The following is a 24,743-nucleotide window of genomic DNA, read 5'->3' on the forward strand; positions in this document are numbered from 1 at the left end:
TGCAGCTACCCTGCAACGCTTCTGCGGGGGCGGCGCGCGGCGAGGCGGGCCAGCCGCCGCTCATCCGCAGCAGCGAAGCGACGCTGCTCTTCCTTCGTCTCGGGGACCACGATCGGCACCGCCCGCGGGCGGCCCTGCTCGTCGATCGCCACGAAGGTCAGATAGGCCCGCACGGCGTGGCGGCGCGCGCCACTGTCCGACTCGGACTCGACCCGCACACCGACCTCCATCGAGCTGCGCCAGGCCCGGTTGACCGAGGCGCGCAGCACGACGATATCCCCCAAATACACAGGCTGATCGAACTGGACGCTGTCGATCGAGGCCGTGACGGCCACACCGCCAGCGTGCCGACGCGAGGCCACCGCCGCGGCGATATCGATCCACTGCATGATCCGGCCGCCGAAGGCCGTGCCGAGCGCATTGGCGTCGCTGGGCAGCACGAGCTGCGTCATCTCGACGCGAGAGGCGCGCGGCGATCGGCGAGCTGACACTTGGGTCATCGTGCTCTACTTCCGGCGCGCGGCGCGGAGGGCACGGGATCCCATCTAGCGGCAACGCGTGACGTGGCGGCGGCAGAACTGCTCATTGCGACAGGATTCTCGGTAGCTGGCGCAGATACCGTTGCGCCAGATGCGACAGCGGCGCTGACAGACGCGGCGCTGCCCTTGGCCGGCGCAGGCGGTCGTGCAGCGCCGTGGCTGGCTGCGACGCTGTTGGTGGGTGACCCTGTAGCCGGGCGCCGGCACGATGCAGCCGGACATCCCGGACGAGCCGAGCAGCAACGCCACCGCGAGTAGCAGAGCACGCATCTTCAACCTCCCTCTGACAAATCGCGCTATCCAGCGCGCGCGAACTGTAGCAGGAGGCTAGCGCGCGCGGCCAGCTTCTGCGCTTCGGATCGCGGGGCGGCGCCGGGCCTCAGCCCAGCTCAGCCCAGCTCAGCTCAGCTCAGCTCAGCTCGCGCCGGTCCTCGATCGCGCGGTGCAGCGTCACCCCATCGGCAAGCTCAATCTCGCCGCCGATCGGCACACCAGCGGCGATCCGCGTCGTGCGGATGCCGAGCGGCCCGAGCAGCCGCGCCACATAGAGCGCGGTCGCATCGCCTTCGACGCTGGGCCGGGTCGCCAGGATCACCTCGCGCAACGCGGCAGTGGGCACCGTCCCCGAAACGCAGCGCGCCAGCAGCGCCTTGATCCGCAGCGCATCGGGACCCACACCGTCAAGCGGCGAGAGCAGCCCGTGAAGGACATGGTAGGTCCCCCGGAAGCTCGCGGTGCGCTCGATCGCCAGGAGGTCCTGGGGCGTCGCTACCACCATCACCAGCGCGGCGTCACGGCGGCCATCGCCGCAGACGCGGCAGCGCTCGGCCTCGGTCAGCATGCAGCAGACCTCGCACTCGTGCAGGCGCGCCTTGAGCTCGGTGATCGCCTGCGCCAGCTGTTGGGCGTAGCTCGCGGGCGCTCGCAGGATATGGAAGGCCAGTCGAGCCGCGGTGCGCTCGCCGATACCGGGCAGCTTGGCCAGCTCCTGCACCAGGCGACTGAGCGGGTCGGCCTGCACCGCAGCCGCTCAGACCAGGCCGGGCAAACGAAGCGGGAGGCCACCCGCCACCCGCGACAGCGCCTGCTGCGCGAGCTCGGCGGCGCGCGCAAAGGCCTGGTTGGTCGCGGCCACGATCAGGTCTTGCAGCATCGCCGCCTCGTCGGGGACGAGCAGCTGTGGATCGATCGTCACGGAGAGCACCTGGTGGCGACCGTTCGCGCGCACGACGACCAGACCACCGCCCGCGGAGCCTTCGACCGTCTGACCAGCGAGCTCCTGCTGCACCCGCTGAACCTCCTGCTGCATCCGCTGGGCAGCCTCCACCAGCTCACCGAAGTTCGGCCGCTCTGCGTCGCTCATGACTCGACTCCCTCAGGCCCGGTGCTCACGCTCTTGACGGTCGCGCCGAAGCGCGCAACGAGCGCCCGCGTGGCTGGATGATCGATGGCTTCGTCGGTCAGGCGTCGCGCTCGCTCGCGCGCTTCCTGCTCCTGCACCTCGACCGCCGACTGCTGCGCGAGCTGCGGCGACCCCTGCTCCTCGGGCCGCAACGCACGGACCCGCAACTCGACCTCGTAGCCGAGCTTGGCCGCACAGAGGCCGGCAAACGAGCTGCAGCGTTCGCGCTTCTCCGCGCGCTGCAGCTCGAAGGAACCCGCGGGGTAGCCGAGCTCGATCCGGCGTTCGTGCCAGCCCAGCAGGCGCCCGCAGGAGAACACCCCGACGGCCGGTCCGTCGAGCTGCCGCAGCAAGGCGCGCCAGCGCTCGAGCGGTGGAGCGACCAACCAGGCCGGCGGCTCGTCGCCGGCGGAGTCCTGCTCTGACGGCCCCTCCGCTTCCTCCCCCGCCGATCCGGCGCCGCCTGCCGGAGGCGCGGCAGCGCTCGGAGCGGGGGAGGCCTCCGCGGCGACGGTGCTCGCCTCCTCGATCGTCCGCGGTCTCGTCGGCACCCTGGCCGTCGACGCCGACGCGCCGACCGGGTCGGGCTCGGCTGCGGACGGCGCGGCGGCTCGGCGCTTGGGCGCGGGGCGCGCGCCCGCAGAGCTCGGTCGGCCCCCGGCGCCACCCGACGGGGCGGGAGCCGCCGCTGCGCCCGCGGCGCCGAGCCGACGCTCCATCGCCTCGAGGCGCTCCACGAGCTCCCCCAGCGGCAGCATCGGCACGGCCTCAGCCATCTCGATCAGCGCCATCTCAAGCTGAAGCCGCGGAAAGGACGAGCGCGCGATCTGCTCGGCCGCGCGCACGCTTCGCTCGAAGAGCTGCTGGAGCTGCGGTGGCGCCACGGCGGCACCCTGCGCACGCAGCTCCGTTAGCTCGGCCTCCGTGGCCTCGACCAACGCGCCCGGATCGGCGCAGGTGCGCACGACGACCAGGTCTCGCAGGTGACCGACGAAGTCCTGGGCGGCCCGCGCCAAATCATGGCCGTCGGCGAACAGGCGATCGACCACCGAGAGCGCCGCGGCGGCGTCACGCGCCAACAACGCCGCGGAGAGCGTGAAGAGCACGCGGCGATCGGCCACACCGAGGACCTCGGCGACGAGCGCTGCATCGATGCGGTCGCGGCCCGCGGCATAGGCGATTACTTGGTCGAGCAGGCTGAGCGCGTCGCGCACGCCACCTTCGGCAGCGCGGGCGATCAGCCCCAAGGCGCCAGGATCGCCGACGAGCTGCTCCTGGGTCAGCAGGTGCTGCAGGTGCTCGACGAGCAGCGCCGTCGGCACGCGCTTGAAATCGAAGCGCTGGCAACGCGAGAGAATCGTCGCGGGGATCTTATGCGGCTCGGTGGTGGCAAAGACGAAGACGACGTGCGGAGGAGGTTCCTCGAGCGTCTTGAGCAGCGCGTTGAAGGCGCTGGTCGAGAGCATGTGGACCTCGTCGATGATGTAGATCTTGTGGCGCGAATGGGCCGGCAGGTAGCGCACGGCCTCGCGCAGCTCACGCACATCATCGACACCCGTGTGGCTCGCGCCATCGATCTCGATCACATCGACGGCGAAGCGTGCCTCCTGCTCCGGATCGGCGCTGGCGGGCGGATCCGGGGTCGGCCCACCGGGCTGATTCAATGCCCGGGCGAGGATTCGCGCCACGGTGGTCTTGCCGACGCCGCGCGAGCCGGTGAAGAGGTAGGCGTGATGGACCCGCCCGACACGGATCGCGTTCTGCAGGGTGCGGGTGACGTGCTGCTGCCCGATCACCTGCTCAAAGCGCGTGGGACGATGGCGCCGCGCCAGCACGACGTAACCGCCGCCCGAGGCGGACACAGACTCCTGCGCTGGCTTTGCCTCTGCCATGGCCTCTGACTTGTCGTCTGTCACCCTCCGCGCGTGAGGCTCCGCGCGTCAGGCTCGGAGGTCAGGTCGGCAGAGGTGAGATCATCGACGTGGAAAAACCGCGGCCCCGCACCGCGCTCGCGAAACCCCGCACGATGCTCGAAAAAAAAGCGGCTCCGGGTACCCGGGCGACCCACTACCGTTGCTCCCTTCCGGGCCTGGCGGGGTTCACAGGTCTTCCGTCACCCGGAGCCACAAGACACTCACGCGTTACGCACACTCACGCTTTACGCGGCGCGTCACGCGTCATCATCGAATGCGCCGTACAAACCACACCGAGCCGCAGGCCACCCGATGCCGGCGGAGAGAGAGGGATTCGAACCCTCGGTACCTTGCGGTACACACGATTTCCAGTCGTGCACCTTCGACCACTCGGCCATCTCTCCAGCGACCGCTCCAGCGACGTCGCCCACTCACGCAGCGCTGAACCAGATCTCGTCTTCGCGGAGAGAGAGGGATTCGAACCCCCGGTACGGAAACCGTACACCTGATTTCGAGTCAGGCGCCTTCGACCTCTCGGCCATCTCTCCCGGGCCGCGCAGCCCCTCGGCCGTGCGAAGTCGGCGCAGCATAGTGGGTCGCCCCCCGCACGTCAACGCCATCGGCGAGCCAATTGCAGCGGGCCAAGTCGACCTTCAGCGCTGCTGTCTGCCTCATGTCGTCCTGGTCGCCGCGACGCGACCTGGCGCGCTCAGAGGCTGTGAATCGCCTGCGCGCGACTACGCCAGGTGGCGCCACCGATCTGCGCCCGCAGCAGGGCCCTGGCGCCGCCCGAAGCGCCGGCCAAGCTGTTGTCGGCGGGCTGTTGGTCGACGAAGAGCGCCGACAACAAGCCGGGTGCCGAGCCGTCCACCGTGGTGGGGTCCGACTCTGCACGCTCGCCCCAAGGCCCGGCGGACGGGCGGTGAGGAAGCGCGCGGCGCGCGGACGCGCCACCGATAGCAATTTGGGCATCGATTCCACCGTCGATTCCACCGTCGAGTGGGCGGCGCAGGTGCCGCAGCAGGCAGCCTGGCAACCCACAGCTCGGCGGAAGCCCGGTCACGCCCGCCATCGCGGCCCGCAGCAGGGGGTCGCCCGTCGGCAGCAGCGGCGGGAGGACCGGCGCGGGCGGGGCCGCATCCAGCGGTCGTTGCTCCGGGGCGCCCTCGAGACGGCCCTCGTCCCAGGGGCGCAGCGAGGGCATCAGGTGCCGAGAAGGGAGTGCCACCAAGACCGGCTGCCCGGACCGGGCCCGCTCGGCCGACACCGCCGACGGAGCGCTGGAGGCGTGGCGCCGCAGGGGTCGCCAGCCCCGCATGCCCCGTGACAGCAGCGCGTACCAGGGCGATCGGGGCGCTTCGGCGAGGGCGCTCGGCATGGTCAGCGAGCGCCACTCCACCCTCGGCACGAAGGCCGGTCGCAGCGCGGTCGATCGCAGGCCGACGGCGGTCAGGAGCGCCATACCGAGCAGAAGGATCAGCGATCTCGCAAGCGTGACGATAGTGCAGTAGGCCATGCCGAATTCCTCGATTGGGCCTCGGCAATAGCAATCGGCGAGCCAAGCTGGCCCTTGGGACTTTTTCCATTGATTAAAAGAGCATAGGCGGTCTCTTCGATCGCCGGGAAGCTCCAGACGCCGCCTCGCGCAATTGCGCCTACCACCCGGCGCCCGCGCCCGGGGCCTGGCCTGCCACCGATCGCGCGCGCCCCGCTAGCCTTCCTTCTTGGCGCGCAGCTGCGCGAAGAAGGCCGACAGCCGCTGCCCGCAGCGCTCCGCCAGCACGCCGGAGACGATCTCGACGCGATGGTTGAGCCGCGCATCGGAGCAGAGCGAAAAGAGGGTTCGCACCGCCCCCGCCTTGGGGTCGGCACAGCCGTAGACCAGGCGACCGACGCGAGCGTTGACCAGTGCCCCCGCGCACATCGGGCAGGGCTCGAGGGTGACATAGAGCGAGGTGCCGGCCAGCCGCCAGTCGCCGCGCCGGCGGGCGGCCTCACGCAGCACCAGGACCTCTGCGTGGGCGGTCGGGTCTCGGTCGCATTGGCGCCGGTTATGCCCCGCGGCGAGGACCTCGCCGGCGGCGTCGACCACCACCGCCCCGACGGGCACCTCCCCCAGGGCCCCGGCCCGATCCGCCTCGAGCAGGGCCAACGCCATGTATTCACCGTCGGTCATCCTGTCGGTCATCGCGCCTCCGGTCCCAGGCTCTTCTCTCCCACGACCTCCGCCTCGACGGCCACTTCCGACCGATGAAATGCCCCTGAGGGCCGGCGGCCCCGGCACTGTGGGGCTTGCAGACCCCGCCCGACGGCGCCGCCCGCAGGGGATCCTTAGTTGTGTGGTGTCGCGGATCTTCCCCTCAAAGCGCGGCCGGCAGGCGGTCCGGATCCCGGTCGTTCTCCGACCGCCTTTCGCAAAATCAGAGAATCGCCCCCACTTGCTCGCCCGTAGTGCACCCGCCGCTGGGCGAGCCCCTCGAGTTAGCGCGCTGCAAGAGGCTACTGCGACGAAGGCGCCGGGACTCCAGGGCGTCGCCGAAGCTGCGCATTAATTATCAATGAAAGCAATACTCTGCAGATCTCGATTGGAGGACGAGGGGGAGGATTTCAACGCAATGGGGCCCTCGCTCAGGCGGCGGTGGCCGAGCAGGCAGCCCCGAAAGGGACCCCCGAGAGGCGTGGCACGGTATGTGCTCTAGGGTGATGCACTGTGGAAATGACGCACACATCGTCGATGGCTTTCGTGTCGCGCGACTGTGCGTTGATCTGTTTTTCAGGGTGCGCATCAAATCCCACCCAAGCTGTGACCCGAGCCAGCGCACCGGTTACCGGGTTCTCTCCAAGTTAACCCCCGACCGATCCCATCCCAACTCTGCCACCACCGGGGCCTCGCAATGCGGGGCCCCGCGTCGTTTCTGGGGTCCGCGGGCGGGCGCGGAAGCAGCCATTTCCTCAGGCCGGCCACTCCACCGTTTGGTCGGCGAGCAGGGCGCCACCGGCGATCCGCTGCGGACGCCCGCTGCGATTGCGCAGCACCACCCGACCACGCAACTCGATGTCGGGCCCGAAGTGCACGTCGCCCTCGATCTCCAGGCTGGCGCAACGAACCAGGCTCGGGGTCGAGCCGAAGCGCTGCTCGAGCTGGTCGACGCCCCGATAGTACGCCTCGTCGAGACGCACGATCACGGGCCCGAGCTCCGGATCGCGCGCCGGGTTGGGGCGCAATCCGCCGTCCTCGGGATCGATGACGAAGGCGTCGGAGCGCACGACGAGCAGGTCATCGGTGGCCTTGACCGGCGCGAAGCGCTCACGCCCGACACGGATGGCTGCCGCCCGCTCGAAGCAGCCGACCGCCGCGCCCATTGCGGTCTCGAGCTGCACGATGTCCGCGCCGGCGACCTGCTTATGGTTCACGATCAGCGGCAGGTCGAGCGGCCCCGCCGCCAAGCGGCGCTGCAGCGCGGGTAGGTTCCACCAGACGCTGTTGGTGTTGAACAAGGGCGGCGACGCCGCGTCGTCGAAGGCCACGGCCTGCTCCGCGGGCAGCTGCGCTTGCTCGAGCAGTGCGAGACGCCCCCCCCGCCGCACGATCACCCCACCCTTGCGGTCGGCCGCGGTCTTCTCGGTCACCTCGAGGGCAAACTCGATGCCCTCACGATCGAGGTAGCCCAGGAGGCTGGGGTCGACCGTCGCCGCCAGGTTGTCGACGTTGCTGACAAAGGCCCAGCGATAGCCGCAGGCCAAGAGCGCGTCGAGCAGTCCTCCCTCGCGCAGCGAGAGATAGCAGTCGCCATGACCGGCGGGCGCCCAGCTCGATTCCGACTCAGGCAGGCATGCCGCCTGCCCGCTCTGCCCGTCGAGGCGCGGATAGACCGGCTGCAGGAAGTCCCAGGGCAACCGATCGGGCTGCGTCGCGCCGGCCTGCTCGATCACCGGCAGACTATCGGCGCGCGTGCGCTCGCTGTTGAGCAGCAGGAGCGCCGGACGTCCCCCTCGCGCGGTACGTCGCGACTCGACCTGTGCCAGGCTGAGCTCGAGAAAGGAGCGACCGCCGCGCACGGCGATCAGCGACTTGGCGCGATCGAGGTTCATCGTCGTGCCAAGGCCGCCATTGAGCTTGATACAGACCAGCGCGCCGAGCAGCGCGCGCCCACGTTGCTCGTTCGGTCCATCGCGCAGCGCGCGGTGGTCGACGACGTCACCGACCCCGACCGGCGCCACCTCGGACCAGCTCACTGTGCCGAGATCGCCCCCGCGGTAGCGCCGGTAGAGGCGACAGAAACCACCGATGGACGCCGGGCTGAGGCCCGCCGCGCGCATCAGCTCGACGAGGGCGGGTAGCTGGGGCCAGTCCCCCTGCCCCGGTATCGCGTCGCCCCGCTCTGGCATCGCGCCGCCGCGCTCTGGCATCGCGCCGCCCCCTCGCCCGCTCCCCCGGCAGACCCATCGAGCCGGTCGGACCGCCCCGACGGCGCGGCACTCCCCTCGGGAGACGCCCCAGCCGACCCGAGCCGCTGCTACCAGGGGCGCGCCTGCTCGCCGTAGCGCGCCTTGAAGGCCTCAGGCGCCAGCCCGCTGGCCGCCGCGAGCTGCAGCAGCGCCTCGCCCTCGAAGTCGTCGGGCCCCAGGCGCACCATGAAGCGGCGCGCGTTGGCGTAGGCGTTGGAATCGACGTCGACGCGACGCACGCGCATCTTGCCGGTCTGCGGGTCGAGCATGTCCTTGAGCCGCAGCGGCAGCAGGTCGGCCCCCTGCACGCAGATCAGCACGCCGGTGTTGCCGCTGAGCAGCGAGCGCACCGCGGCGCTGCCGAGGTCCTGCGTGTACTCGAGGTCGAAGGCCACCGGTGCCGCGCTGCGCAGCTCATAGCCGATGTTCTTGTCGACCGTCGTGACCTTATGCCCGAGCGCGGCCAGCTCGGTGCGCGCGAGCACGCTGATCAGGCGCCCGAAGGGCAGCTCGGCCAGCCGCACATGCCCGTGGTCGTCGCGCTCGACGTCCTTGAGCTGGCTGAGGTCCTGCTCATCGATGCACTCCGCCGCGCCCTCGGCGATGATCGCCACGCCGTGCATATGCCCCGCGGCCCTACGCTTGATCACCGCGCCCTCGAGGATGCGCGAGAGCTCGGCGAGTCGCACCTTGCGACCCCGGAACTCCTCCGGAATGATCGTCAGCGTCGAACCCGAGGCCTTGCCCATGCCCAAGGCGAGGTGCCCGGCGGTGCGACCCATCGCGACGACGAAGTACCAGCGCATCGTCGTCCGCGCGTCCTCAAGCAGGTTGCAGACCAGATCGACGCCGACCTGGCGCGCGGTCTGATAGCCGAAGGTGGGCAGGTCGCCCGGCAGGGGAAGATCGTTGTCGATCGTCTTGGGCACATGGGCGATCTCGATCTCCTTGCCCGTCGCGGCGTCGATCTTGCTGGCCGTCGAGGCCGTGTCGTCGCCACCGATGCTGATCAGGTAGTCGACCTCGAGCGCCCGCAGCGCGCGCACGGCGTTGCCCAGCTTTTCCTCGCTCTTGGAGGGATTCTCGCGCGAGGTGCCGAGCACCGAGCCGCCCTGCAGGTGGATGCGCGAGACCTCGTCGACCGTCAGCGGACGCACATGCGTCGTATCGCCTTGGGCCAGCCACTTGAAGCCCTCGAGCACGCCGAGCACTTGCAGGCCCGAGTTCGTCGCCTCGATCGTCGCCGAGCGAATGACGCCATTGATACCGGGCGCCGGGCCACCGCCGACGACGATCGCGAGCTTCTTGCCCCGGTTTTCACTTCGCATCGGAGATGCTATGTCGATTGCCATATCTACGAGCCTCCCGTTCAGGTGCGGGGACCATAGTCCCACCGCGCCTGCAGTTCAAGCCGCCACGGCGGCACGGGAGCGCGGAGGCCTGCGATGACCGAGCATGGCGGAATCATGGTCGAGACGGTGCCCAATGGGCCCTTCGTCGAGAACTGCTACCTGGTGGCCTGCGCCGCCACGCGCACGGCCCTGATCATCGATCCCGGCGACGAGCCCGAGCGGATCGCGGAGCGCGTCCGGGCGCTCGGATTTCAGGTCCAGCGCATCGTCGCCACCCACGCGCACATCGACCACGTCGGCGCGGTGGCGGCGCTGAAACGGGCGCTCGGCGTCCCCTTCACCATCCACGCGGCCGAGCGCACCTGGCTCGATCAGCTCGCGCTGCAGGCGACCGTCTTCCGCCTGCCCGCGCCCGAGATCCCCCTCGTCGACGAGGAGCTCGTGCCGGGCGCGGCCCTGACCTTCGGTGAGCAGCAGGTCCAGGTGCTCGCCACCCCGGGCCACACGCCCGGAGGCTGCTCGCTCCACCTCGCGAGCGCGGGCGTGGTCTTTGTCGGCGATACCCTCTTCGCCGGATCGATCGGCCGAACCGACCTGCCGGGCGGCGACCTGCCGACGCTGATGCGTTCGCTGCGCCAGGCGCTGCTCACCCTCGACGACGAAACGGTGGTCTTCAGCGGCCACGGACCGACGACGACGATCGGCGCCGAGCGGCTGCACAACCCCTTCATCCGCGGCAGCGTCGGACGCTGATCGAGGCTGGGCGCGCGGGCGCTGGCCCGTCTAACGACCTCCGGCGCCACCGTGGCATTGGCCAGACCGCGCACCGCTGCCGTCCCAAGCGCTGGCCGCGCCGACCGCGGCTCTGCGGGGCTCTGCTCAGTCGTCGGCCGTCGCCGGACCGCGCTGGCGCTTGAGAGCGCCGCGGCGCCGTTTGGCGACGACCATCTCGCGACGAACGCCCGGCGGCGGCCGCCGGCGCCGGCGCCGCTCCCGTTCGGCTGCCGCGCGCCGGGCGGCGGCCGCGGCCGCGCGTTGCGCCTCGACCCGAGCGATCAGCTGTTCGCGGGCGGCGATGCGGTTCTGTAGCTGAGAGCGTTCGCTCTCGGCGCGCGTCTCGAGGCCGCTCGGGCCGTGCACGAGCTGCACCGCGCTGGCCGTGCGGTTGACATGCTGGCCACCCGGTCCGCTGGCGCGGACGAAGCGCTCGACGAGATCCTCGGCCCGCAGGCCGAGCTCAGCCAGGCGCTGGTCGAGCTGCTGCAGTCGCGTCATGGTCATGCCGAAGCGACCTAACGCCAGCCCGGCAGGCGCGCATAGCCCAGCTCGATCACCGCCCTTGGCACCGGCAGGCCAGTCAGCACCGGATAGGTCAGGACAAACCAAAGCGCGGCGCCGAGCACGACGACGGCTGCCGCGCGACGCGCCCAGGGCGGCAGGCTCCCCTCTCCCGCCCGCGCCCGCGCCACGGCCAATCCGAGCACGATGCAGAGCAGGGGCACCGCCGGCGCGTAGTGGTAGAAGAGCATAATCCGCGGCGAGAGCGTCCAGGGGAGCCAGAGGGCGAAGTATGCCAGCAGCACGAACCAGCGCGCCCAACGCGCCCGCGCGCAGCGCTGCGCCTCGGCGTGGCTCAGTCGGCCCCCGCCACTGGCGGGCACGCCAACGCCGAGGAAATCGCTCAGGCTCCAGCGCAGGGCCACGGCGAAGCCGGCGATCAACGTCACGGAGTTGCCGAGGCTGTAGATGTGCGCGACCCATCCCGCGCGCAGGTAGGCAACGTGCAGCCAGATCGGGCGCAGGTTCAGCACCCACTGCCAGGGCCGCGACTGGTAGCTATGCGTGGCCTTCAGTCGCGTGTGGTACCACCACATCTGCTGCTGCAGCTCGAGCAGCTGCCGCCAGCCGCGGCCGACCGCAAAGAAGTGCAGGTAGCTCGCCAGGTAGAGCAGCGGCGGGATCAGCGCGAAGACGAGGGCTGCGAGCCAGAGGCCACGATCCTGCCAGCGGCGACGGCCGAGCAGTAGGTCGCGCAGCAGGTCGATGCCGACGATGCCGACGAGATAGAGCGCCGTCCACTTGGTCGCCAACGCGAGGCCGAGGCCCGTGGCGGCCAGCAGCAGCGAGCGCCGCCGCCCGCCGTCCTTCCAGCGCACATAGTGCAAGAGCGTGAAGAGCGCGAAGCAAATGAAATAGGCGTCGTTCATCGCGATGCGTCCGAGCGTGAACGATAACCCCTCGAGGCTGAGCAGCAGCGCGGCCCAGAGCGCCGCCGCGCCAGAGCCGAAGAGCTCCGCGCAGAGCAGCGCCGTGAGGCCCACCGCCGCCGTGCTACTGAGGGCCGAGCCCAGGCGCCAGGCGAAGGCGCCTTCGCCGAGGAGCGCCATCGCGCCCGCCATGATCAACTTGGCCAGCGGCGGATGCGTCCATTCGAAGGCGCGAGTGGGCGGCGGCTTGGCCCAGGGGTCGTAGGCAGCGGGATTGCCGTGCAGGTACTGCTGCGCGGTGAACGCGTGATAGACCTCGTCGAGGTAGAAGTCCGGGGGTTCGGAGAGGCGCACGAGCTTGAGCGCCAGCCCGCCGAGCAGGATCGCGAGCAAGGCCCGCCGCCAGCGACGATTCGCCGCGTTGGCCGGCGTCGCGTCGGGCGCTGACGCGGTCGACGATGCTGCACTGCACGAGATCATGCGGATAGCGCCGGCCCTGCCACCTGAGGCGCTCGCTTCGGCGCGCCACGCTGGCGCGCGCTGCCGGGAACGCCAGCGGCAGCATAGCATCGGGCGGGCCATTCAGGCGCTGCGGTGAGCCGCCTCGAGGCCTCGTCCCTGCCCGTCGCGGCAGCGACTCCGTTACTCGAGGGCGGTATCGCGCGGCCCTAGCGCTGCTAGACTGGTGCGCTGCTCACTTGAGGCGCAGCGGGGCTGGCGCGCGGCATCCGCTGGCACGCTGGCGCGCTGGCGCGAAGCGATATGCGCAGCGCGCGATGCGATATGCCCGGCGCGCGATGCGATATGGAGAGGGAGGGGAGAGCATGAGAGCCGAGCGACCAGGGCTTCAGCGCAGGTGGCGCGCCTGGGGCGGATTGCTGATCACGGGCCTGCTTGTCGGCGGCTGTTCGTCGACAAAGCAGGAAGCGGGGCGCGCCGACGCGCAGAGCGCGCGCGACGCCAGCGCGGATATGCAGCGCGGCAAGGGCGACGCCAGCGGGGACACCACCAGCCGCGACAGCCGCGACAGCCGCGACAGCCGCGACGGCCGAGCCCTCGCGGACGCCGGCAGCGACGGCCCGCTGCTGCCCTCGGGCTGGTCGGCCGGCCGCCCGATGGCGACGGCCCGCAGCCAACACACGGCGACGCTGCTGGCCGACGGGACGATTCTCGTGGCGGGTGGGGTCGGCACCGGCTCGACCGCGCTCGACAGCGCCGAGCGCTACGACCCAGCCACGGACACCTGGCGCTCGGCCGGCACGATGACCACCGGCCACGTCTTTCACCAGGCCGTGCGGCTGGACGATGGGCGGGTGCTGATCGTCGGCGGCTGCGCGAATACCTGGAACCAATGCACCTATGTCAGCGCGGAGCTCTTCGACCCCACGAAGCCCGCGGCGACGGCCTGGACCGCCACCACGGCGATGCCCAAGGAGCGCCGCAGTCACCGCGCGCTCCTGCTCGACGACGGCAAGGTGCTGGTGACGGGCGGCTTCGACAACGACGGCGCACACCTGACGATCAACCTCTACGACCCCCAAGCCAACCGCTGGAGCAGCCCCCTGGGCGTCCTCTCGGTAGGGCGCAACCTCGCGACGGTGACCAAGCTCAGCGATGGCCGCGTGCTGATCGTCGGCGGCACCGACGGCAGCGCGGTAAGCGACACGCTCGAGGTCTATGATCCCACCACCGGTCAGGCGAGCACGCTGACGGCCAAGCTCGGCACGGCGCGCTTCGATCACAGCGCCACGCGGCTGAGCGATGGGCGCGTCCTGATCGTCGGCGGTTACTGCGACGACCTTGTCGGGGGCTGCTCCGCCGCCACCGCCGAGCTCTTCGACCCCGCCACCGGCGGCGTCAGCCCGGCCGGAGCGCCCGCGTCGTCGGTCGTGCAGCATCAGGCCACGTTGTTGGCGGACGGACGCGTGCTGGTGTCGGGCGGCCACGGAGGACCGTGGGGCGACGCGGCGTCGATCTTCACGCTCGGGCCGCCGGCGGGCTGGACCACGGCCCCCGACCTGGTGCCGGGCCGGGTGCTCCACACGGCCACGGCGATCGGCTCGCGGGTAATCGTAATCGGTGGCGAGCACCACTACGACGACCTGGCGACGACCACGATCTTCGTCCCCTGACCGCCCCGGACTGCTCAGGGATCGCGTCGGCGTGCCCTCAGATCGCGCGGCCAGGCTCGGCTAGCCTTCCGTCGGGAAGCAGTTCTTGCCGAGCGTACACTCGTAGCCCTCGCCCCCGCGGCAGGCCTCGGCGTCCTCACAGCGCGCCAAGCAGTACGCACCGATGACGCGCTGGTTGGCGTCGCGTTCAGGCACACAGACGGCGGCGGCGCCGCAGGTCTCGGCACCACCCGCGTCTTGCCCGTCGCCACAGGCCCGGGTGCAGTAGCCCGCCGGCAAGGCGCGCGACTGACCGACGACGACGACGTGCTCGAGACACAGGCCATCGGCGCACTGCTTGTGGCTCTCACAGGCGGCGCCGAGCGGGCGGCGGGATGCGGCGTCGCCGCCCGCGCTGCCGCCGTCTACCGGCTGGCCGCAAGCGCTAGGCTCGCGCGCCGCACCCGCGCCGAAGAGGAGCTCGACCTCGGCGCGAGGCAAGACGACGATCGTCGACACCTCGCCGCCCGGCTGCGCGCTGGCCGTGATCGTCAGCCGACGCCCCGCGGTCGGTGCCGCCGGCAGCACTCGCACCCGATTGCTGCTGCAACTCACGAAGGGCGCGGCGACGGTCACCTGCCCCGTGGCTCCCCCCTCCTCGGCCGCGGTCACCGTGACCGGCCCCACTGCCAATCCCGATTGGCGATAGAGCCGCACGACGAGCTGGCCTGGAACCTCTCCGCCCGCGCTGCACGCCGCCAGGAGCGGGCCCAAGGCGAGGCCGAGCCAGGCCAGGCGCCCGAGCGGCACCGCGGACCGAAACGAGACCATCCCCCGGGTCATCGTCGGGGCCCTCATCGCCGAAGATCGATCTGCGGGAGCGCGGTGCCAGGGTCGCGCAGCGCCACGTAAGTGCCCACACCGGCTCCCGCGCCGACGACTGCCGCCGTTAGGGCCCAAAACCAACCCCGCCGATAGAAGGGCTGGCCCGTGGAGGATCGCCGCGCACGCCCGGTCGGCGCAGCATGCGCGCCAATCGCCACGGGCGCGGTCGCGCGCGCATCGCGCTGGAGCGCTGCGGCGGCCGGGCCCGGAGCGGCGCTGCGCCCAGCCGCCGCGGCCGTCGCGCTTCGCCGCTCCTCGGCGGCGAGGGTCGCCCGCAGCTCGCCCTGCAGGCGCTGCACGAGCTCGCCGTTGGGGGGCAGCGTATGCTGGCGAAGATACGAATCGTAGAGCGCGAGGGCCCGGCGCAGGTGCTCGAGCTGGTGGTCGATGCGGTACTGCAGCCGATACGCCTGGGCGATGTTGAAGAGGAAGGCCGGCGCGGGCCACGCGCGGTAGGCCGCCTCGTAGCGCGTGATCGCCTCGTCGTAGGCACCGAGGTCGTAGGCCTGCTGCGCCCGGGCGAACTCCTGGCGTGCGCGATGCTCGGCAGCGGAGGACGCCGCCTCAGCGCCCGCGCGGCCCGCAGCCGCCAGCAGCGAGAGGCCGAGCGCGAGCCAGAGCATCACCGGCACGCGCCCGCTCAGACACGGACGCCGAGGCCGAGGCGCGCTTCGACAGGCGACGGCGCGACCCACCGCGGCGCCGCGATCATTGGGCGAAGGGATCGAGGGTTTCATCAGGATGCCTCGGTGAGCCAGAGGGGGCGCCATGCTCGATCGGCAGAGCAGCGCGGTTGCGCCGCGCTCGAAGGCGAGGGTGCGGAGGACGCGCGTCGGCGGCAAGCGCCGCCAGCGGCGAGGGATGAGGCCCTTCGACCGTCGCCAGCCCGGCCTCGACCGCTGCCGGGGTGATGGCCGCTGCCGGGGTGATGGCCGCTGCCGGGGTGATGGTCGCTGCCGGGGCGCGATCGGGCGGCGGGGCCGCCACGGGAGCGCGCGCGGGTTGGAGCCCGCGGTAGGCGACGAGCGCGAGGACCATCGCGCCGGCCAGCGCCAGGATCCACCCACCCGTCCTCCACCCAAGGGTGCGCCCGCGCGCCCCCGGCCGAAAGTGCCGCCGCTCGCCCGCCACCAGCGGCGCTGCCGCGTCGGCTACCGACGACCAGACCGATGCGCTTGCCCCCTCGGCCGCGTCGGGCTGTGAGTCGCGCACCAGAGAACGCACCCGCCGGGGCCAAAGCTCCGCGCTGGGGCTCCCGCCTTGCTGCGTCGCCAGGGCGAGGTTGCGCAGCTCGGCGCGCAGGGCGCGCACGGTCGGCGGCCGGTCCTCCGGGCTCTTGGCCAGGCAGCGGCACACCAGGTCCTCGAGGGCGGGCGGAATCCCCGCGCGATACTCACCGAGACGCGGCGGCGCGCGCTCGAAGTGCTGGATCGCGAGCTGGACGAAGGAGTCAGCGACGAAGGGCAGCCGCCCGCTGAACATCTCGAACATCACCACACCGAGCGAGTAGAGATCGGCCGCAGCGGTCACCGCTACCCCACGGCACTGCTCGGGCGACATGTAGTGCGGCGTGCCGATGGCGGCGCCGGTCTGGGTCGCCCAGCCGGCAGGGATCCCGGGTTCCTGCAGCTTCGCGATGCCGAAGTCCAGCAGCTTGCCGGAGACCGCGCCGTCGCTCTCCTCGATCACCATGATGTTCTCGGGCTTGAGGTCGCGGTGCACGATGCCCACGTCATGCGCGGCCTCGAGCCCGCGCGCGATGCCGTAGAGCACGGCTAGACCATAGTCGAGGGGGAGCGGGGCGCCTGCCTCGAGCACCGCGCGCAGCGAGCGACCGTCGATCAGCTCCATCACGCAATAGGCACAGCCATCCTCGAGGCGGCCGAAGGAGAAGATGTCGACGATAAAGCGGCTCCGCGCCTGATTGACGGCCCGCGCTTCGAGCGTGAAGCGCGCGAGCCCCTCGTCGCTGGCGCTGTACCGCGCCTGCAGCACCTTGATCGCCACGCGCTTGCCGATCAGCGGCTGGATGCCAGCGTAGACCACCCCCATCCCGCCGCGCCCGAGGACGCTGGTGACGCGGTACTCGCCGACCATCTGGCCAGGAATGAGCACGCCCGGCGCGGAGGGGGTAACCACGGTGGGAACGTCGGCGATCGGCGACGGCTCCGAGGGCCGCCGAGCCGTCGGTTCGCGGGCGCCGGGGCCACTGCCCTGCGGACGGGTCACACCCGGCGCCACGCCGCCGACGACGGTATGCTCGAGCCCACTCGGGTCGGCTGGCGCCCGTGCCAAGGTAAGGCCCCCTGCGTCCAACGAGCCCGCGCCGGCGCCGGCTCCACGAGCCGCCCCCCTTGGCAGTCCGCTAAGCTACGGAGGGGCCCCAACCTTTAGGCTAGTGCGGCGCGCCCCGGCTTGGCAAGTTGACGCTGACCGTTGACGCTGACGGTGGGCGGCGCCTCAGCCACCGGCGCTGGTGTAATAGCGCACGCTGCGCTGCCAGATCGCGCGCGCGACGGTTGCGAAGATCAGCGCCCCCGCCACGGCACCGAGCGCGCTCGTCGGCGCGAGGCGGTCGAGTAGGGCGCGCGCGGGGAAGCTCGTCATCACCACGAGCGGGATGATGAAGGTGAAGATAACCGCCAAGACCCCGCGGAAGACGCTCTCGGGCCAGCGGGCCGCCTCGTAGATCGACCCGAAGAGGTAGGTCAGGTTGTCGACCTTGACGGCGACAAAGGCCAAACCGACGACGACGATCCAGATCGAGTAGAGGATCAGCAGCGAGGCGGCGACCAGCGTCAGCGCCAGCAACACCCCGCCGACCGTCACGCGGTGGCCGCTGTGCCTCAGGCCATAAGTGATCAACGCCAGGCCGGCGCAGGAGTCGGCAAAGTTCCAGAGCTCGAAGCGCGCGGTCGAGACGAGGAACTGCGCATCCGCCGGCTTGAGCAGCAAGAAATCGAAGGCGCCCGTCCGCACGCGCTCGACGACCTCTTGCAGCGAGGGACGAATCGCGCCGTCGAGCACGCCCTTGAGCAGCGAGAAGAAGCCGACGACGAGCAGCGCCTCGGGCCAGCGCCACCCGCCGATATTGTCGCGCTGGTGAAAGAGCACCACGAGCGGCACCAGCGCCACGCTGACCCACGCCAGCGAGAGCAGCGCCTTGACCAGGAAGTCGAGCCGGTACTGCAGCGCCAGCAGCAGCGCCGTGCGCAGTTGCAAGCGCAGCAGCCTCAGATAACGCAAGACGTGGCCTCCATGCTCGAGCGTGTTAGCGAGCGCCGCGCGCGCTAACCACCAAAGGCGGCATAGCGCCGCAGACCGCGCTGAAAGACCGTCAGGGCGGCGGCGAAGAGCGCCGTGACGTAGAGCCACTGCACCGCCAGCGCCACGAGCGCGCCGCGGATAGGCGGTAGGCCGAGCGCCAGCTCGACGGGAAAGGAGAGCACGAAGCGAAAGGGCAGCCAGGCGACGATCGCGCGCAGCCCGGCGGGGAAGAGCTCGAGCGGAATCGTGTAGCCCGAGAAGACGAAGTAGAGCGCCAGCCAGAGCTCGAAGAGCGAGATCGCGCTGTCCCAATAGAGCGCCAGCGCACCGATCAGCAGCATCAGCGATAGCAGCAGCGCCCAGGCCCCAGCGAGCGCCAGCGGCAGGAGCAGCCAGTGCAGCGGCTCGCCGCTGAGCTGGCTCGTACCCAGCCAGGCCAGCATCACCACCAGCAGCGGCAGCACGATTAGCATACGCAGGGGCACGGCCGCGGCCTGCTCGGCACAATAGGCGAGGAAGGGATGCACCGGTCGCAGCAGCCGCCGCGCGAGCGTGCCCTGGCGGATCTCCATCGTCATCTCCCAGACGACCCATGAACCGGTCAGCAGCCGTACGGCCATCGTCAGCAGGAAGTAGGCGCCGAACTGCGCCGCGCCGAAGCGGCCGACGGGGCCATCCTTGGCCACGGTCGTCCAGAGCAGCATCATCACCAGCGGCATGTTGGTCGTCAGCAACCAGACGAGGAACTCGCTGCGATAGGCCAGCGACTGCGCCAGTCCGACGCGCAGCAGCGCCACGAGCAGGCGCCCCAGCCGCAGCGGCCAGGGGGCGACGCCAGGCTGGCTCACGGCGCGATCACGGCCGCGGCGTCCCGCGCCGGTGCCGGCGATGCAGCAAAGAGGTCCGCGAGCACGGTCTCGAGCGGCGCATCCGCCACGCTGAGGTCGACCACGGGCAGGACCGCCAACGCCTGCGTCACCAGCCGCTTCAGGTCGCCCTGCGCGACATGCAACACCGCCTGCGTGCCTTCGTAGCTGACGAGCTTGGCCCCGAGCCCTTCCAGCTCGGCGCGCGGCAGGACGCGCTCGAGGTGGACCTCGACACGCTTCTCCGGCCGCGTGCGGCGCACGAGCTGCGGCAGCGAGCCGTCGTAGATAATGCGGCCGTGGTTGATCACCACGATCCGCGGGCAGAGCGCAGCGACGTCGGCCATGTAGTGGCTCGTCAGCAGCACGCTCGCGCCGTGGCGCTCGTTGTAGGTCGCGATGAAACGCCGCAGGCTGGCCTGCATCGTGATATCGAGGCCGATGGTCGGCTCATCGAGAAAGAGCACGCGCGGGCGATGCAAGAGCGCGGCGGCCAGCTCGCACTTCATCCGCTCCCCGAGCGAGAGCTGCCGCGCCGGACGGCGCATCACCTGGGCGATGTCGAGCAGCTCCACCAGCTCGTCGAGCCGCTGACGGTAGACCGGCCGCGGGATCTCATAGATCGCGCGATTCAGCTCGAAGGTGTCGACCGCGGGAAGATCCCAGAGGAGCTGCTGCTTCTGGCCCGCCACTAAGGTGATCGCGTGCAAGAAGTCGCGGCTGCGCGCGGCCGGGCGAAAGCCCGCCACGCTGACCTCACCCGAGGTCGGGTGGAGCAGACCCGCGAGCATCTTCAGGGTCGTGGTCTTGCCGGCGCCATTGGGGCCGAGGAAGCCGATGCGCTCGCCTGGCGCGATCGAAAACGAAATGTCGTCGACCGCGCGCACCGTCTCCCAGCGCCGCCGAACGAGCGAGCGGAGCGCCGCCATCACACCGGCGCTGCGCTGGTGCACGCGGAAATGCTTGACGAGGCTGTCGACAGTGATCTGCGTGCCCGCGGCCTGAGTGCCTGCGACCGGCGCGACCGCGGCGGAGCCCGGGCGTGCCTCGGGCGCCGTCGCGGCTGCCCCTGACTCCGTGGGCGACGTGAGCTGCTGCGGTGTCTTGTCTTGCATTTCAGTAGCGCCGGGGTTAGCACGGCGAGCGGTCTTTATGCCATCAGGGGGTTGTCTCATGCACCAAGTCACTCGCGGCTTCAACTCGCGCACGCTGCTGTCAGCCGCCGTCTTTTGCGCCATGCTCGTGCCCACGCTGCTGCCGGCGCCCGTCGAAGCCAAGCCCGGCAGCGTCTGCCTCGCCAAGCAGCGCAACCTCTGGGAGGTTGGCGTCTACCTCGGCGCCTTCTTCCCCGATGCGCAGCATGAGCTCTACGAGAACGGCATCGTGCCGCACCGCCCCTTCGACGATGTCTCCTTCTCCGGCGGTCTGCGGCTAGCCTACCTCCCCCTGTCCTGGATCGGGATTGAGGCCGAGGCGGGCTGGATGCCGACGCAGACCGAGGCGAACGACGCCTCCGCCAACATCTACACGCTGCGCGGTCATGTGCTCGCGCAGTACCCGGGACGAATCGCGCCCTTCGTGCTCGCCGGCGCGGGCCTGCTCGGCGTCTCGTCGGGTCGACGCGCCGCGGGCGATGACGCCGACCTGGCGCTGCATTGGGGCGTCGGGCTCAAGTACTACGTCGAGCCGAGCTTCGCCGTGCGGCTGGAGGGGCGCCACATCCCCACCAAGGGCCTGGGCAAGGACAACTTCGCCAACCACTTCGAGGCGCTCTTCGGCCTCTCCTACATCATCGGACTTAAGCGCGCGCCGGCAGCGCCGAGCGACAGCGACGGCGACGGCCTGCTCGACACCAAGGACGCCTGTCCCAACCTCTTCGCCCAGACGCCCGATGGCTGCCCGCCACGCGATAGCGACGGCGACGGCGTGCTCGACGACCACGACAAGTGCCCGCTCGAGGTCGGCGCCTCAGCCGACGGCTGCCCGGTGCGCGACCGCGACGGCGACGGCGTCGCCGATGACCAGGACGCCTGTCCGACCAAAGCCGCGCGCACGCCGGACGGCTGCCCGCTCAAGGACACCGATCAGGATGGGATCCCCGACGCGCAGGACCAGTGCCCAGACCAGCCCGGTAGCACCCCCAACGGCTGCCCGCCCGACGCTGACGGCGACGGCGTGATCGACGCCCTCGATAAGTGCGTCAACGAGCCCGAGACCGTAAACGGCTATCAGGACGCCGATGGCTGCCCGGATAAGCTTCCCAAGGCCGTCCAGCGCTTCACGGGCACGATCCGCGGCATCACCTTCGAGAGCGGCAGCGCCAAGATCCGCAAGAGCTCGTTCGCGCGCCTCGACGCGGCGATCAAGGTGCTGCAGGAGTACGGCGACCTGCGGCTGCGCGTGCGTGGCCACACCGACACCACCGGCACCCGTGAGCTGAACCTCGCGCTCTCGGCCGAGCGCGCCGAGGCCGTCAAGACCTACCTCGTCGGCAAGGGCGTCGCCGCCGAGCGGCTGAAGGCGGAGGGCCTCGGCCCTGACGAGCCGGTTGCCAGCAATGTCAAGGCGGCAGGCCGCGCCGAGAACCGCCGCATCGAGTTCCGCCTGGAAACCACGCCCTAGCGCACGCCCTAGCGCCGACCGAGGCGCAGGCGAGCACCTTCGCCTGCGCGCCAGCCACCGACTCACGGGGCGACGCGCGACGCCAAGCTCGGCGCCGCGCTGCTCGGTGCCCCGCGGCTCGGCGCCCTTCAGCCCGGCGGCCAGGCTGCATGCACCTCCAGCACCTCCACCCTCGTCTTGCTGCTCGCGAACACCGCCAGTGCAGGACGACGCGGCTTTCCGGGCCCTCCAGGCCCGGCATTGAAGGCCTGCCAAAGGAGCCCCATCTCCGAGGCCTCAGGCGCCAGCCTGGCTGCCAAGCGTGCCGTCAGCTGCGGGAAGCACGCCACGAGCCTTTCCCTGAACTGCTTCGCAAAGGGCGTGAACTGGTCGGCAACCCAACTCACCAAGACGAGCTGCCCGAAGGACGTTTCTGAGACAGCAGCGTGAGGAAGCCGCGCCTCGACGAGGAGAGTACGTTTGACGAAGCTCATGTTGCTCGCCATCCCGTGGATGGCCGCGCTGAAGGCCTGCTGATCGGCCGCCAGCGCGGTCTCGGCCTCCACATGCTCGTACTCCGACGACACGCTGCTCATGCGCTTCTCCCTCCCGCGGCTCGGATCCCTTGGCTCGGCACAGACCCTACGCCAGTTGGTCTCGCCCGCCCAAGCACCGTGGCCGACGACCCGCGGCTTCGAGGCTAGCAAAGCGGCGCCGCTTTGCACGGGCGCCGGCTGCGGCATGCGGAGGCCCGAGGCGAAGCTGCGGTGTCGAGGGCGCGGGTCTGTGGCGGGGACTGTCCGTGGGGCTCGGGGTGATCCATGATTCAGCGAATTGGGGCAGGCGCCGGCGGTCTCCGTCGAGGCACCGCAACGCTGCCCCCCTGACGGCAAGAGCCCCGCGTGAGCGACAAGCGTCTGGGACCCTATCGGTTGATTCGCCTGCTCGGGCGCGGCGGGATGGCCGAGGTCTATCTGGCGACGACCGAGGCCGTGGGCGGCTTCCGCAAGCGCCTGGCGGTGAAGCTGCTGCTGCCGCGCTTCGCCGCCGACAAGGAGCTCGTCGCGCTGCTCGCCGACGAGGCTCGCGTCTCGATCTGGCTCAACCACCCGCAGATCGTGCAGGTCTTCGATTTTGGCCGCGACGGCCCAAGCTACTACCTGGCGCTCGAATACGTCGACGGTTGCGATCTGCGGGCGCTCGTGCGCCACGCCCGCGGCTCCTCGGAGGCTCGCGGGCGCGCGCTACCTCTGCCCACCGCGCTCTTTGTCGCGCTGCGGGTGCTCGAGGCGCTCGACCACGCGCATCGCCGCTGCGACCCGCGGGGCCGCCCGCTGGAGATCATCCACCGCGACGTCAGCCCGCATAACATCCTCATCTCGCGCGCTGGCGAGGTGAAGCTGGCCGACTTCGGCCTGGCCCGGGCCGCGATTTCCGTGCACCAGACGCAGAGCGGGATCGTGCGCGGCAAGTTCGCGTTCATGCCACCGGAGCAGGCCCACGCGCAGGTGATCGATCAACGCATCGATCTCTTCGCCGCGGGCGCGACGCTCTATCAGGCCTTGACCGGGATCAAGCCCTACACCTCCGTAACCCTTCCGCAGCAGCTCTATCAGCTGGCGCGCGCGCTGCCCCCGCCCTCGACGCACGCGCCTGGGCTACCGCCTGAGGTCGATGCGCTGACGCTGCGGGCGCTCGCGCTGCGGGCCGATGACCGCTACCCGAGCGCGGCTGCGATGGTCGAGGACCTCGCGCGCGCGCTCGAGCGTCACGGCGGCGGCGACGAACAACGGCGCCTGGCAGCCCTCGTCTCGAGCGCAGCGCCGCCAAGCGCCGAGCCCGATGGTGATCTGCCGGCGCTCTCGATCGCCGACGTCAGGGTGCCGCAGCAGAGCCTGATCGGCGACGCGATCGTGGCGGCGCAGCACACCCTCGCGGCAGAACCGGAGCGCAGCAGGCGGCCGGCGTCAGCGCCAGCGAGGCCAGCGGCACGCGTGCCGGAGGCGCCGCGCCAGAGCGGTGCGGGGCGCGAAGCGGCGCCAGGAGCAGAGCGGGTCGCGCCCAGCCGCTCGAACACGGAGGAGGATCTGCGCGCCCTCGACGCGAGCGCGTCGCGTGCGCAAGGCGCTGCGGAGCCTGGACGCCACGACTCGCGGCAGATCGACGCCGTCCACGGCGTCATCAATCGTCAGCGCGCGCCGTCCAGCCGGCGCGGACGGGCGGAGGCGCGAGCCCCATTGGCTTCGCGGCACGCCGCTGCCGCGCCAGGGGCGCGCCTCGTCCAGGCCTTGCGGCAAGCGCGCGACAGTGGCGGGGGGCGCCGCCGCCGTGAGCGCCACGGCGTCTCGGCCTCCTGGGCGCAGGCGCCGCGCCCTCCCGCGCGTGAGCAGCGCTCAGCAGAGGTGCATGAGGAGACGCAGCTACTCCGGCGCGGCCGAGCTCGCTCGTCGCCACGCGCGCTGCTGGTCCTCGGCGCAGCCGCCCTGATCATGCTGGGGCTGGGGCTGGGCTGGATCCTGCGCGACAACCTCGAGCAACCGAGCATGCTGCCGGCCGGTTACCCCCTTCCGCCGGCCTGGCCACAGCCCGCGCTGGGCGTCCCCGAGGCGCCCGCCGCGGCGGAATCACCGGAATCACGGGCCGCCACCGACGCACCAAACCCCATGCCCGCGCCAGACCCCATGCCTGCCGCCCTCGACGAGTCCCTGCCTGCGCCGCCACCGCAACGCGCGCGCCGCGGCGCGCATCAAAGCGATCGCGCCAGCGGAGCGGAGCGGGCGCGCTCGACCGCTGCGCGCGAACCACCACCGATGCGCGAGCAACCACCGGCGCGCCGCGCCGCCCGTCCAGCGACGTCGACGACGGCCGCGGCAGACCTCGAGCCAGTCAGCGGGCGCCCCAGCTCGGCTCCGGACCAGGGGTTGTTGCGCATCAGCGCCGAGCGCCCGGCACGGGCCTTCGTCGACGACGAGCCAGCGGGAGCGACTCCCTTGCGGCTGGCGCTCTCGCCGGGGATTCACCGTGTGCGCCTCGTCTACGACGATCAAAGCAGCTCGCCCGTGCAATGGATCGCGATCGAGGCGGGGCAGCAGGCGAAGCTCGAGTTCTAGCAGCCCGTCGCTCGCTGGCGCTCGATCGCTCCCGCCGCGTG

General features: G+C 71.1%; 22 protein-coding genes, 2 tRNA genes and 1 other RNA gene. 4 read left to right on the top strand and 21 right to left on the bottom strand.

What is annotated here, in order from left to right; genetic code table 11:
* Nucleotides 1-5 precede the first annotated feature (5 nt).
* The 12 genes from IPL40_12460 to IPL40_12515 form a co-directional block, all read right to left on the bottom strand.
* Nucleotides 6-500, bottom strand: a complete 495-nt coding sequence (locus IPL40_12460; protein MBK8481965.1) for an acyl-CoA thioesterase — start codon at nucleotides 498-500, stop codon at nucleotides 6-8.
* 45 nt (nucleotides 501-545) lie between these two features.
* On the bottom strand, nucleotides 546-809 hold the full coding sequence (locus tag IPL40_12465; protein ID MBK8481966.1) for a hypothetical protein: 264 nt from the start codon (nucleotides 807-809) through the stop codon (nucleotides 546-548).
* A gap of 139 nt (nucleotides 810-948) precedes the next feature.
* Nucleotides 949-1,560 (bottom strand): recombination protein RecR, encoded by a 612-nt coding sequence (recR, locus tag IPL40_12470; protein ID MBK8481967.1) that lies wholly within the window; start codon nucleotides 1,558-1,560, stop codon nucleotides 949-951.
* Nucleotides 1,561-1,569: 9 nt separating this feature from the next.
* Nucleotides 1,570-1,902 carry a YbaB/EbfC family nucleoid-associated protein gene (locus IPL40_12475; protein MBK8481968.1) on the bottom strand — a complete coding sequence of 111 codons (333 nt, stop codon included), beginning with the start codon at nucleotides 1,900-1,902 and terminating at the stop codon, nucleotides 1,570-1,572.
* Nucleotides 1,899-3,833, bottom strand: a complete 1,935-nt coding sequence (gene dnaX, locus IPL40_12480) for a DNA polymerase III subunit gamma/tau (protein MBK8481969.1) — start codon at nucleotides 3,831-3,833, stop codon at nucleotides 1,899-1,901. The genes IPL40_12475 and dnaX overlap by 4 nt, the downstream gene beginning before the upstream one ends.
* Nucleotides 3,834-3,976: 143 nt before the next feature.
* Nucleotides 3,977-4,071, bottom strand: an RNA gene (ffs, locus tag IPL40_12485) — signal recognition particle sRNA small type.
* 102 nt (nucleotides 4,072-4,173) lie between these two features.
* Nucleotides 4,174-4,258 (bottom strand) — tRNA-Ser (locus IPL40_12490).
* 58 nt (nucleotides 4,259-4,316) lie between these two features.
* Nucleotides 4,317-4,402 (bottom strand) — tRNA-Ser (locus IPL40_12495).
* A gap of 161 nt (nucleotides 4,403-4,563) precedes the next feature.
* Nucleotides 4,564-5,370: a hypothetical protein gene (locus tag IPL40_12500; protein MBK8481970.1), complete on the bottom strand. Its 807-nt coding sequence runs from the start codon at nucleotides 5,368-5,370 to the stop codon at nucleotides 4,564-4,566.
* A gap of 195 nt (nucleotides 5,371-5,565) precedes the next feature.
* Nucleotides 5,566-6,012: a nucleoside deaminase gene (locus IPL40_12505; protein ID MBK8481971.1), complete on the bottom strand. Its 447-nt coding sequence runs from the start codon at nucleotides 6,010-6,012 to the stop codon at nucleotides 5,566-5,568.
* A 794-nt stretch (nucleotides 6,013-6,806) separates the two neighbouring features.
* The gene (locus IPL40_12510) at nucleotides 6,807-8,243 is read right to left on the bottom strand and encodes a UTP--glucose-1-phosphate uridylyltransferase (protein ID MBK8481972.1); all 1,437 of its coding nucleotides are present in this window, start codon (nucleotides 8,241-8,243) and stop codon (nucleotides 6,807-6,809) included.
* Between the two features lie 128 nt (nucleotides 8,244-8,371).
* The gene (locus IPL40_12515) at nucleotides 8,372-9,631 is read right to left on the bottom strand and encodes a 6-phosphofructokinase (GenBank protein ID MBK8481973.1); all 1,260 of its coding nucleotides are present in this window, start codon (nucleotides 9,629-9,631) and stop codon (nucleotides 8,372-8,374) included.
* Between the two features lie 138 nt (nucleotides 9,632-9,769).
* Here IPL40_12515 and IPL40_12520 point away from each other — a divergent pair, with 138 nt between their 5' ends.
* Entirely contained in the window at nucleotides 9,770-10,408 is a 639-nt protein-coding gene (locus tag IPL40_12520) for an MBL fold metallo-hydrolase (protein MBK8481974.1), read from the top strand.
* A 126-nt stretch (nucleotides 10,409-10,534) separates the two neighbouring features.
* On the opposite strand, the gene IPL40_12525 is transcribed toward IPL40_12520, so the two are convergent.
* Both IPL40_12525 and IPL40_12530 read right to left on the bottom strand, forming a co-directional pair.
* Nucleotides 10,535-10,936: a peptide chain release factor-like protein gene (locus IPL40_12525; protein ID MBK8481975.1), complete on the bottom strand. Its 402-nt coding sequence runs from the start codon at nucleotides 10,934-10,936 to the stop codon at nucleotides 10,535-10,537.
* Nucleotides 10,937-10,947: 11 nt separating this feature from the next.
* On the bottom strand, nucleotides 10,948-12,342 hold the full coding sequence (locus IPL40_12530; GenBank protein MBK8481976.1) for a phospholipid carrier-dependent glycosyltransferase: 1,395 nt from the start codon (nucleotides 12,340-12,342) through the stop codon (nucleotides 10,948-10,950).
* Between the two features lie 344 nt (nucleotides 12,343-12,686).
* Between IPL40_12530 and IPL40_12535 the strand changes: the two genes are divergently transcribed.
* Complete coding sequence (locus tag IPL40_12535) at nucleotides 12,687-13,994, top strand: hypothetical protein (GenBank protein MBK8481977.1); 1,308 nt, start codon at nucleotides 12,687-12,689, stop codon at nucleotides 13,992-13,994.
* A gap of 60 nt (nucleotides 13,995-14,054) precedes the next feature.
* Here the strand turns inward: IPL40_12535 and IPL40_12540 are convergent, their stop codons facing one another.
* The 6 genes from IPL40_12540 to IPL40_12565 all read right to left on the bottom strand — a co-directional run bounded on the left by IPL40_12540 (nucleotide 14,055) and on the right by IPL40_12565 (nucleotide 19,920).
* Complete coding sequence (locus IPL40_12540; protein MBK8481978.1) at nucleotides 14,055-14,816, bottom strand: hypothetical protein; 762 nt, start codon at nucleotides 14,814-14,816, stop codon at nucleotides 14,055-14,057.
* Nucleotides 14,817-14,827: 11 nt separating this feature from the next.
* Complete coding sequence (locus IPL40_12545) at nucleotides 14,828-15,490, bottom strand: hypothetical protein (GenBank protein MBK8481979.1); 663 nt, start codon at nucleotides 15,488-15,490, stop codon at nucleotides 14,828-14,830.
* Between the two features lie 76 nt (nucleotides 15,491-15,566).
* Nucleotides 15,567-17,153, bottom strand: coding sequence for a serine/threonine protein kinase (locus tag IPL40_12550; protein MBK8481980.1), 1,587 nt, complete (start codon nucleotides 17,151-17,153; stop codon nucleotides 15,567-15,569).
* A gap of 165 nt (nucleotides 17,154-17,318) precedes the next feature.
* Nucleotides 17,319-18,104: an ABC-2 family transporter protein gene (locus IPL40_12555; GenBank protein ID MBK8481981.1), complete on the bottom strand. Its 786-nt coding sequence runs from the start codon at nucleotides 18,102-18,104 to the stop codon at nucleotides 17,319-17,321.
* Between the two features lie 44 nt (nucleotides 18,105-18,148).
* Complete coding sequence (locus IPL40_12560; protein MBK8481982.1) at nucleotides 18,149-18,844, bottom strand: ABC-2 family transporter protein; 696 nt, start codon at nucleotides 18,842-18,844, stop codon at nucleotides 18,149-18,151.
* A 125-nt stretch (nucleotides 18,845-18,969) separates the two neighbouring features.
* Nucleotides 18,970-19,920, bottom strand: a complete 951-nt coding sequence (locus IPL40_12565) for an ATP-binding cassette domain-containing protein (GenBank protein MBK8481983.1) — start codon at nucleotides 19,918-19,920, stop codon at nucleotides 18,970-18,972.
* Between the two features lie 244 nt (nucleotides 19,921-20,164).
* Here IPL40_12565 and IPL40_12570 point away from each other — a divergent pair, with 244 nt between their 5' ends.
* Nucleotides 20,165-21,613: an OmpA family protein gene (locus IPL40_12570; protein ID MBK8481984.1), complete on the top strand. Its 1,449-nt coding sequence runs from the start codon at nucleotides 20,165-20,167 to the stop codon at nucleotides 21,611-21,613.
* A gap of 128 nt (nucleotides 21,614-21,741) precedes the next feature.
* On the opposite strand, the gene IPL40_12575 is transcribed toward IPL40_12570, so the two are convergent.
* Entirely contained in the window at nucleotides 21,742-22,188 is a 447-nt protein-coding gene (locus IPL40_12575; protein MBK8481985.1) for a hypothetical protein, read from the bottom strand.
* Between the two features lie 306 nt (nucleotides 22,189-22,494).
* Between IPL40_12575 and IPL40_12580 the strand changes: the two genes are divergently transcribed.
* Entirely contained in the window at nucleotides 22,495-24,702 is a 2,208-nt protein-coding gene (locus IPL40_12580; GenBank protein MBK8481986.1) for a protein kinase, read from the top strand.
* Nucleotides 24,703-24,743: the final 41 nt, after the last annotated feature.

It is taken from the genome of Pseudomonadota bacterium (assembly GCA_016711215.1).
In the GTDB taxonomy this organism is placed as follows: Bacteria; Myxococcota_A; Polyangia.

What these genes read in the sequence shown, in the direction of transcription:
- IPL40_12525 (MBK8481975.1), bottom strand. Translation starts at nt 10,936, where the DNA reads ATGACCATGACGCGACTGCAGCAGCTCGACCAGCGCCTGGCTGAGCTC.
- IPL40_12460 (MBK8481965.1), bottom strand. Translation starts at nt 500, where the DNA reads ATGACCCAAGTGTCAGCTCGCCGATCGCCGCGCGCCTCTCGCGTCGAG.
- IPL40_12565 (MBK8481983.1), bottom strand. Translation starts at nt 19,920, where the DNA reads ATGGCGGCGCTCCGCTCGCTCGTTCGGCGGCGCTGGGAGACGGTGCGC.
- IPL40_12520 (MBK8481974.1), top strand. Translation starts at nt 9,770, where the DNA reads ATGGTCGAGACGGTGCCCAATGGGCCCTTCGTCGAGAACTGCTACCTG.
- dnaX (MBK8481969.1), bottom strand. Translation starts at nt 3,833, where the DNA reads ATGGCAGAGGCAAAGCCAGCGCAGGAGTCTGTGTCCGCCTCGGGCGGC.
- IPL40_12505 (MBK8481971.1), bottom strand. Translation starts at nt 6,012, where the DNA reads ATGGCGTTGGCCCTGCTCGAGGCGGATCGGGCCGGGGCCCTGGGGGAG.
- IPL40_12475 (MBK8481968.1), bottom strand. Translation starts at nt 1,902, where the DNA reads ATGAGCGACGCAGAGCGGCCGAACTTCGGTGAGCTGGTGGAGGCTGCC.
- IPL40_12540 (MBK8481978.1), bottom strand. Translation starts at nt 14,816, where the DNA reads ATGACCCGGGGGATGGTCTCGTTTCGGTCCGCGGTGCCGCTCGGGCGC.
- IPL40_12510 (MBK8481972.1), bottom strand. Translation starts at nt 8,243, where the DNA reads ATGCCAGAGCGGGGCGACGCGATACCGGGGCAGGGGGACTGGCCCCAG.
- IPL40_12515 (MBK8481973.1), bottom strand. Translation starts at nt 9,631, where the DNA reads ATGCGAAGTGAAAACCGGGGCAAGAAGCTCGCGATCGTCGTCGGCGGT.
- IPL40_12500 (MBK8481970.1), bottom strand. Translation starts at nt 5,370, where the DNA reads ATGGCCTACTGCACTATCGTCACGCTTGCGAGATCGCTGATCCTTCTG.
- IPL40_12530 (MBK8481976.1), bottom strand. Translation starts at nt 12,342, where the DNA reads ATGATCTCGTGCAGTGCAGCATCGTCGACCGCGTCAGCGCCCGACGCG.
- IPL40_12535 (MBK8481977.1), top strand. Translation starts at nt 12,687, where the DNA reads ATGAGAGCCGAGCGACCAGGGCTTCAGCGCAGGTGGCGCGCCTGGGGC.
- IPL40_12575 (MBK8481985.1), bottom strand. Translation starts at nt 22,188, where the DNA reads ATGAGCAGCGTGTCGTCGGAGTACGAGCATGTGGAGGCCGAGACCGCG.
- IPL40_12560 (MBK8481982.1), bottom strand. Translation starts at nt 18,844, where the DNA reads ATGCCGCTGGTGATGATGCTGCTCTGGACGACCGTGGCCAAGGATGGC.
- IPL40_12465 (MBK8481966.1), bottom strand. Translation starts at nt 809, where the DNA reads ATGCGTGCTCTGCTACTCGCGGTGGCGTTGCTGCTCGGCTCGTCCGGG.
- IPL40_12570 (MBK8481984.1), top strand. Translation starts at nt 20,165, where the DNA reads ATGCACCAAGTCACTCGCGGCTTCAACTCGCGCACGCTGCTGTCAGCC.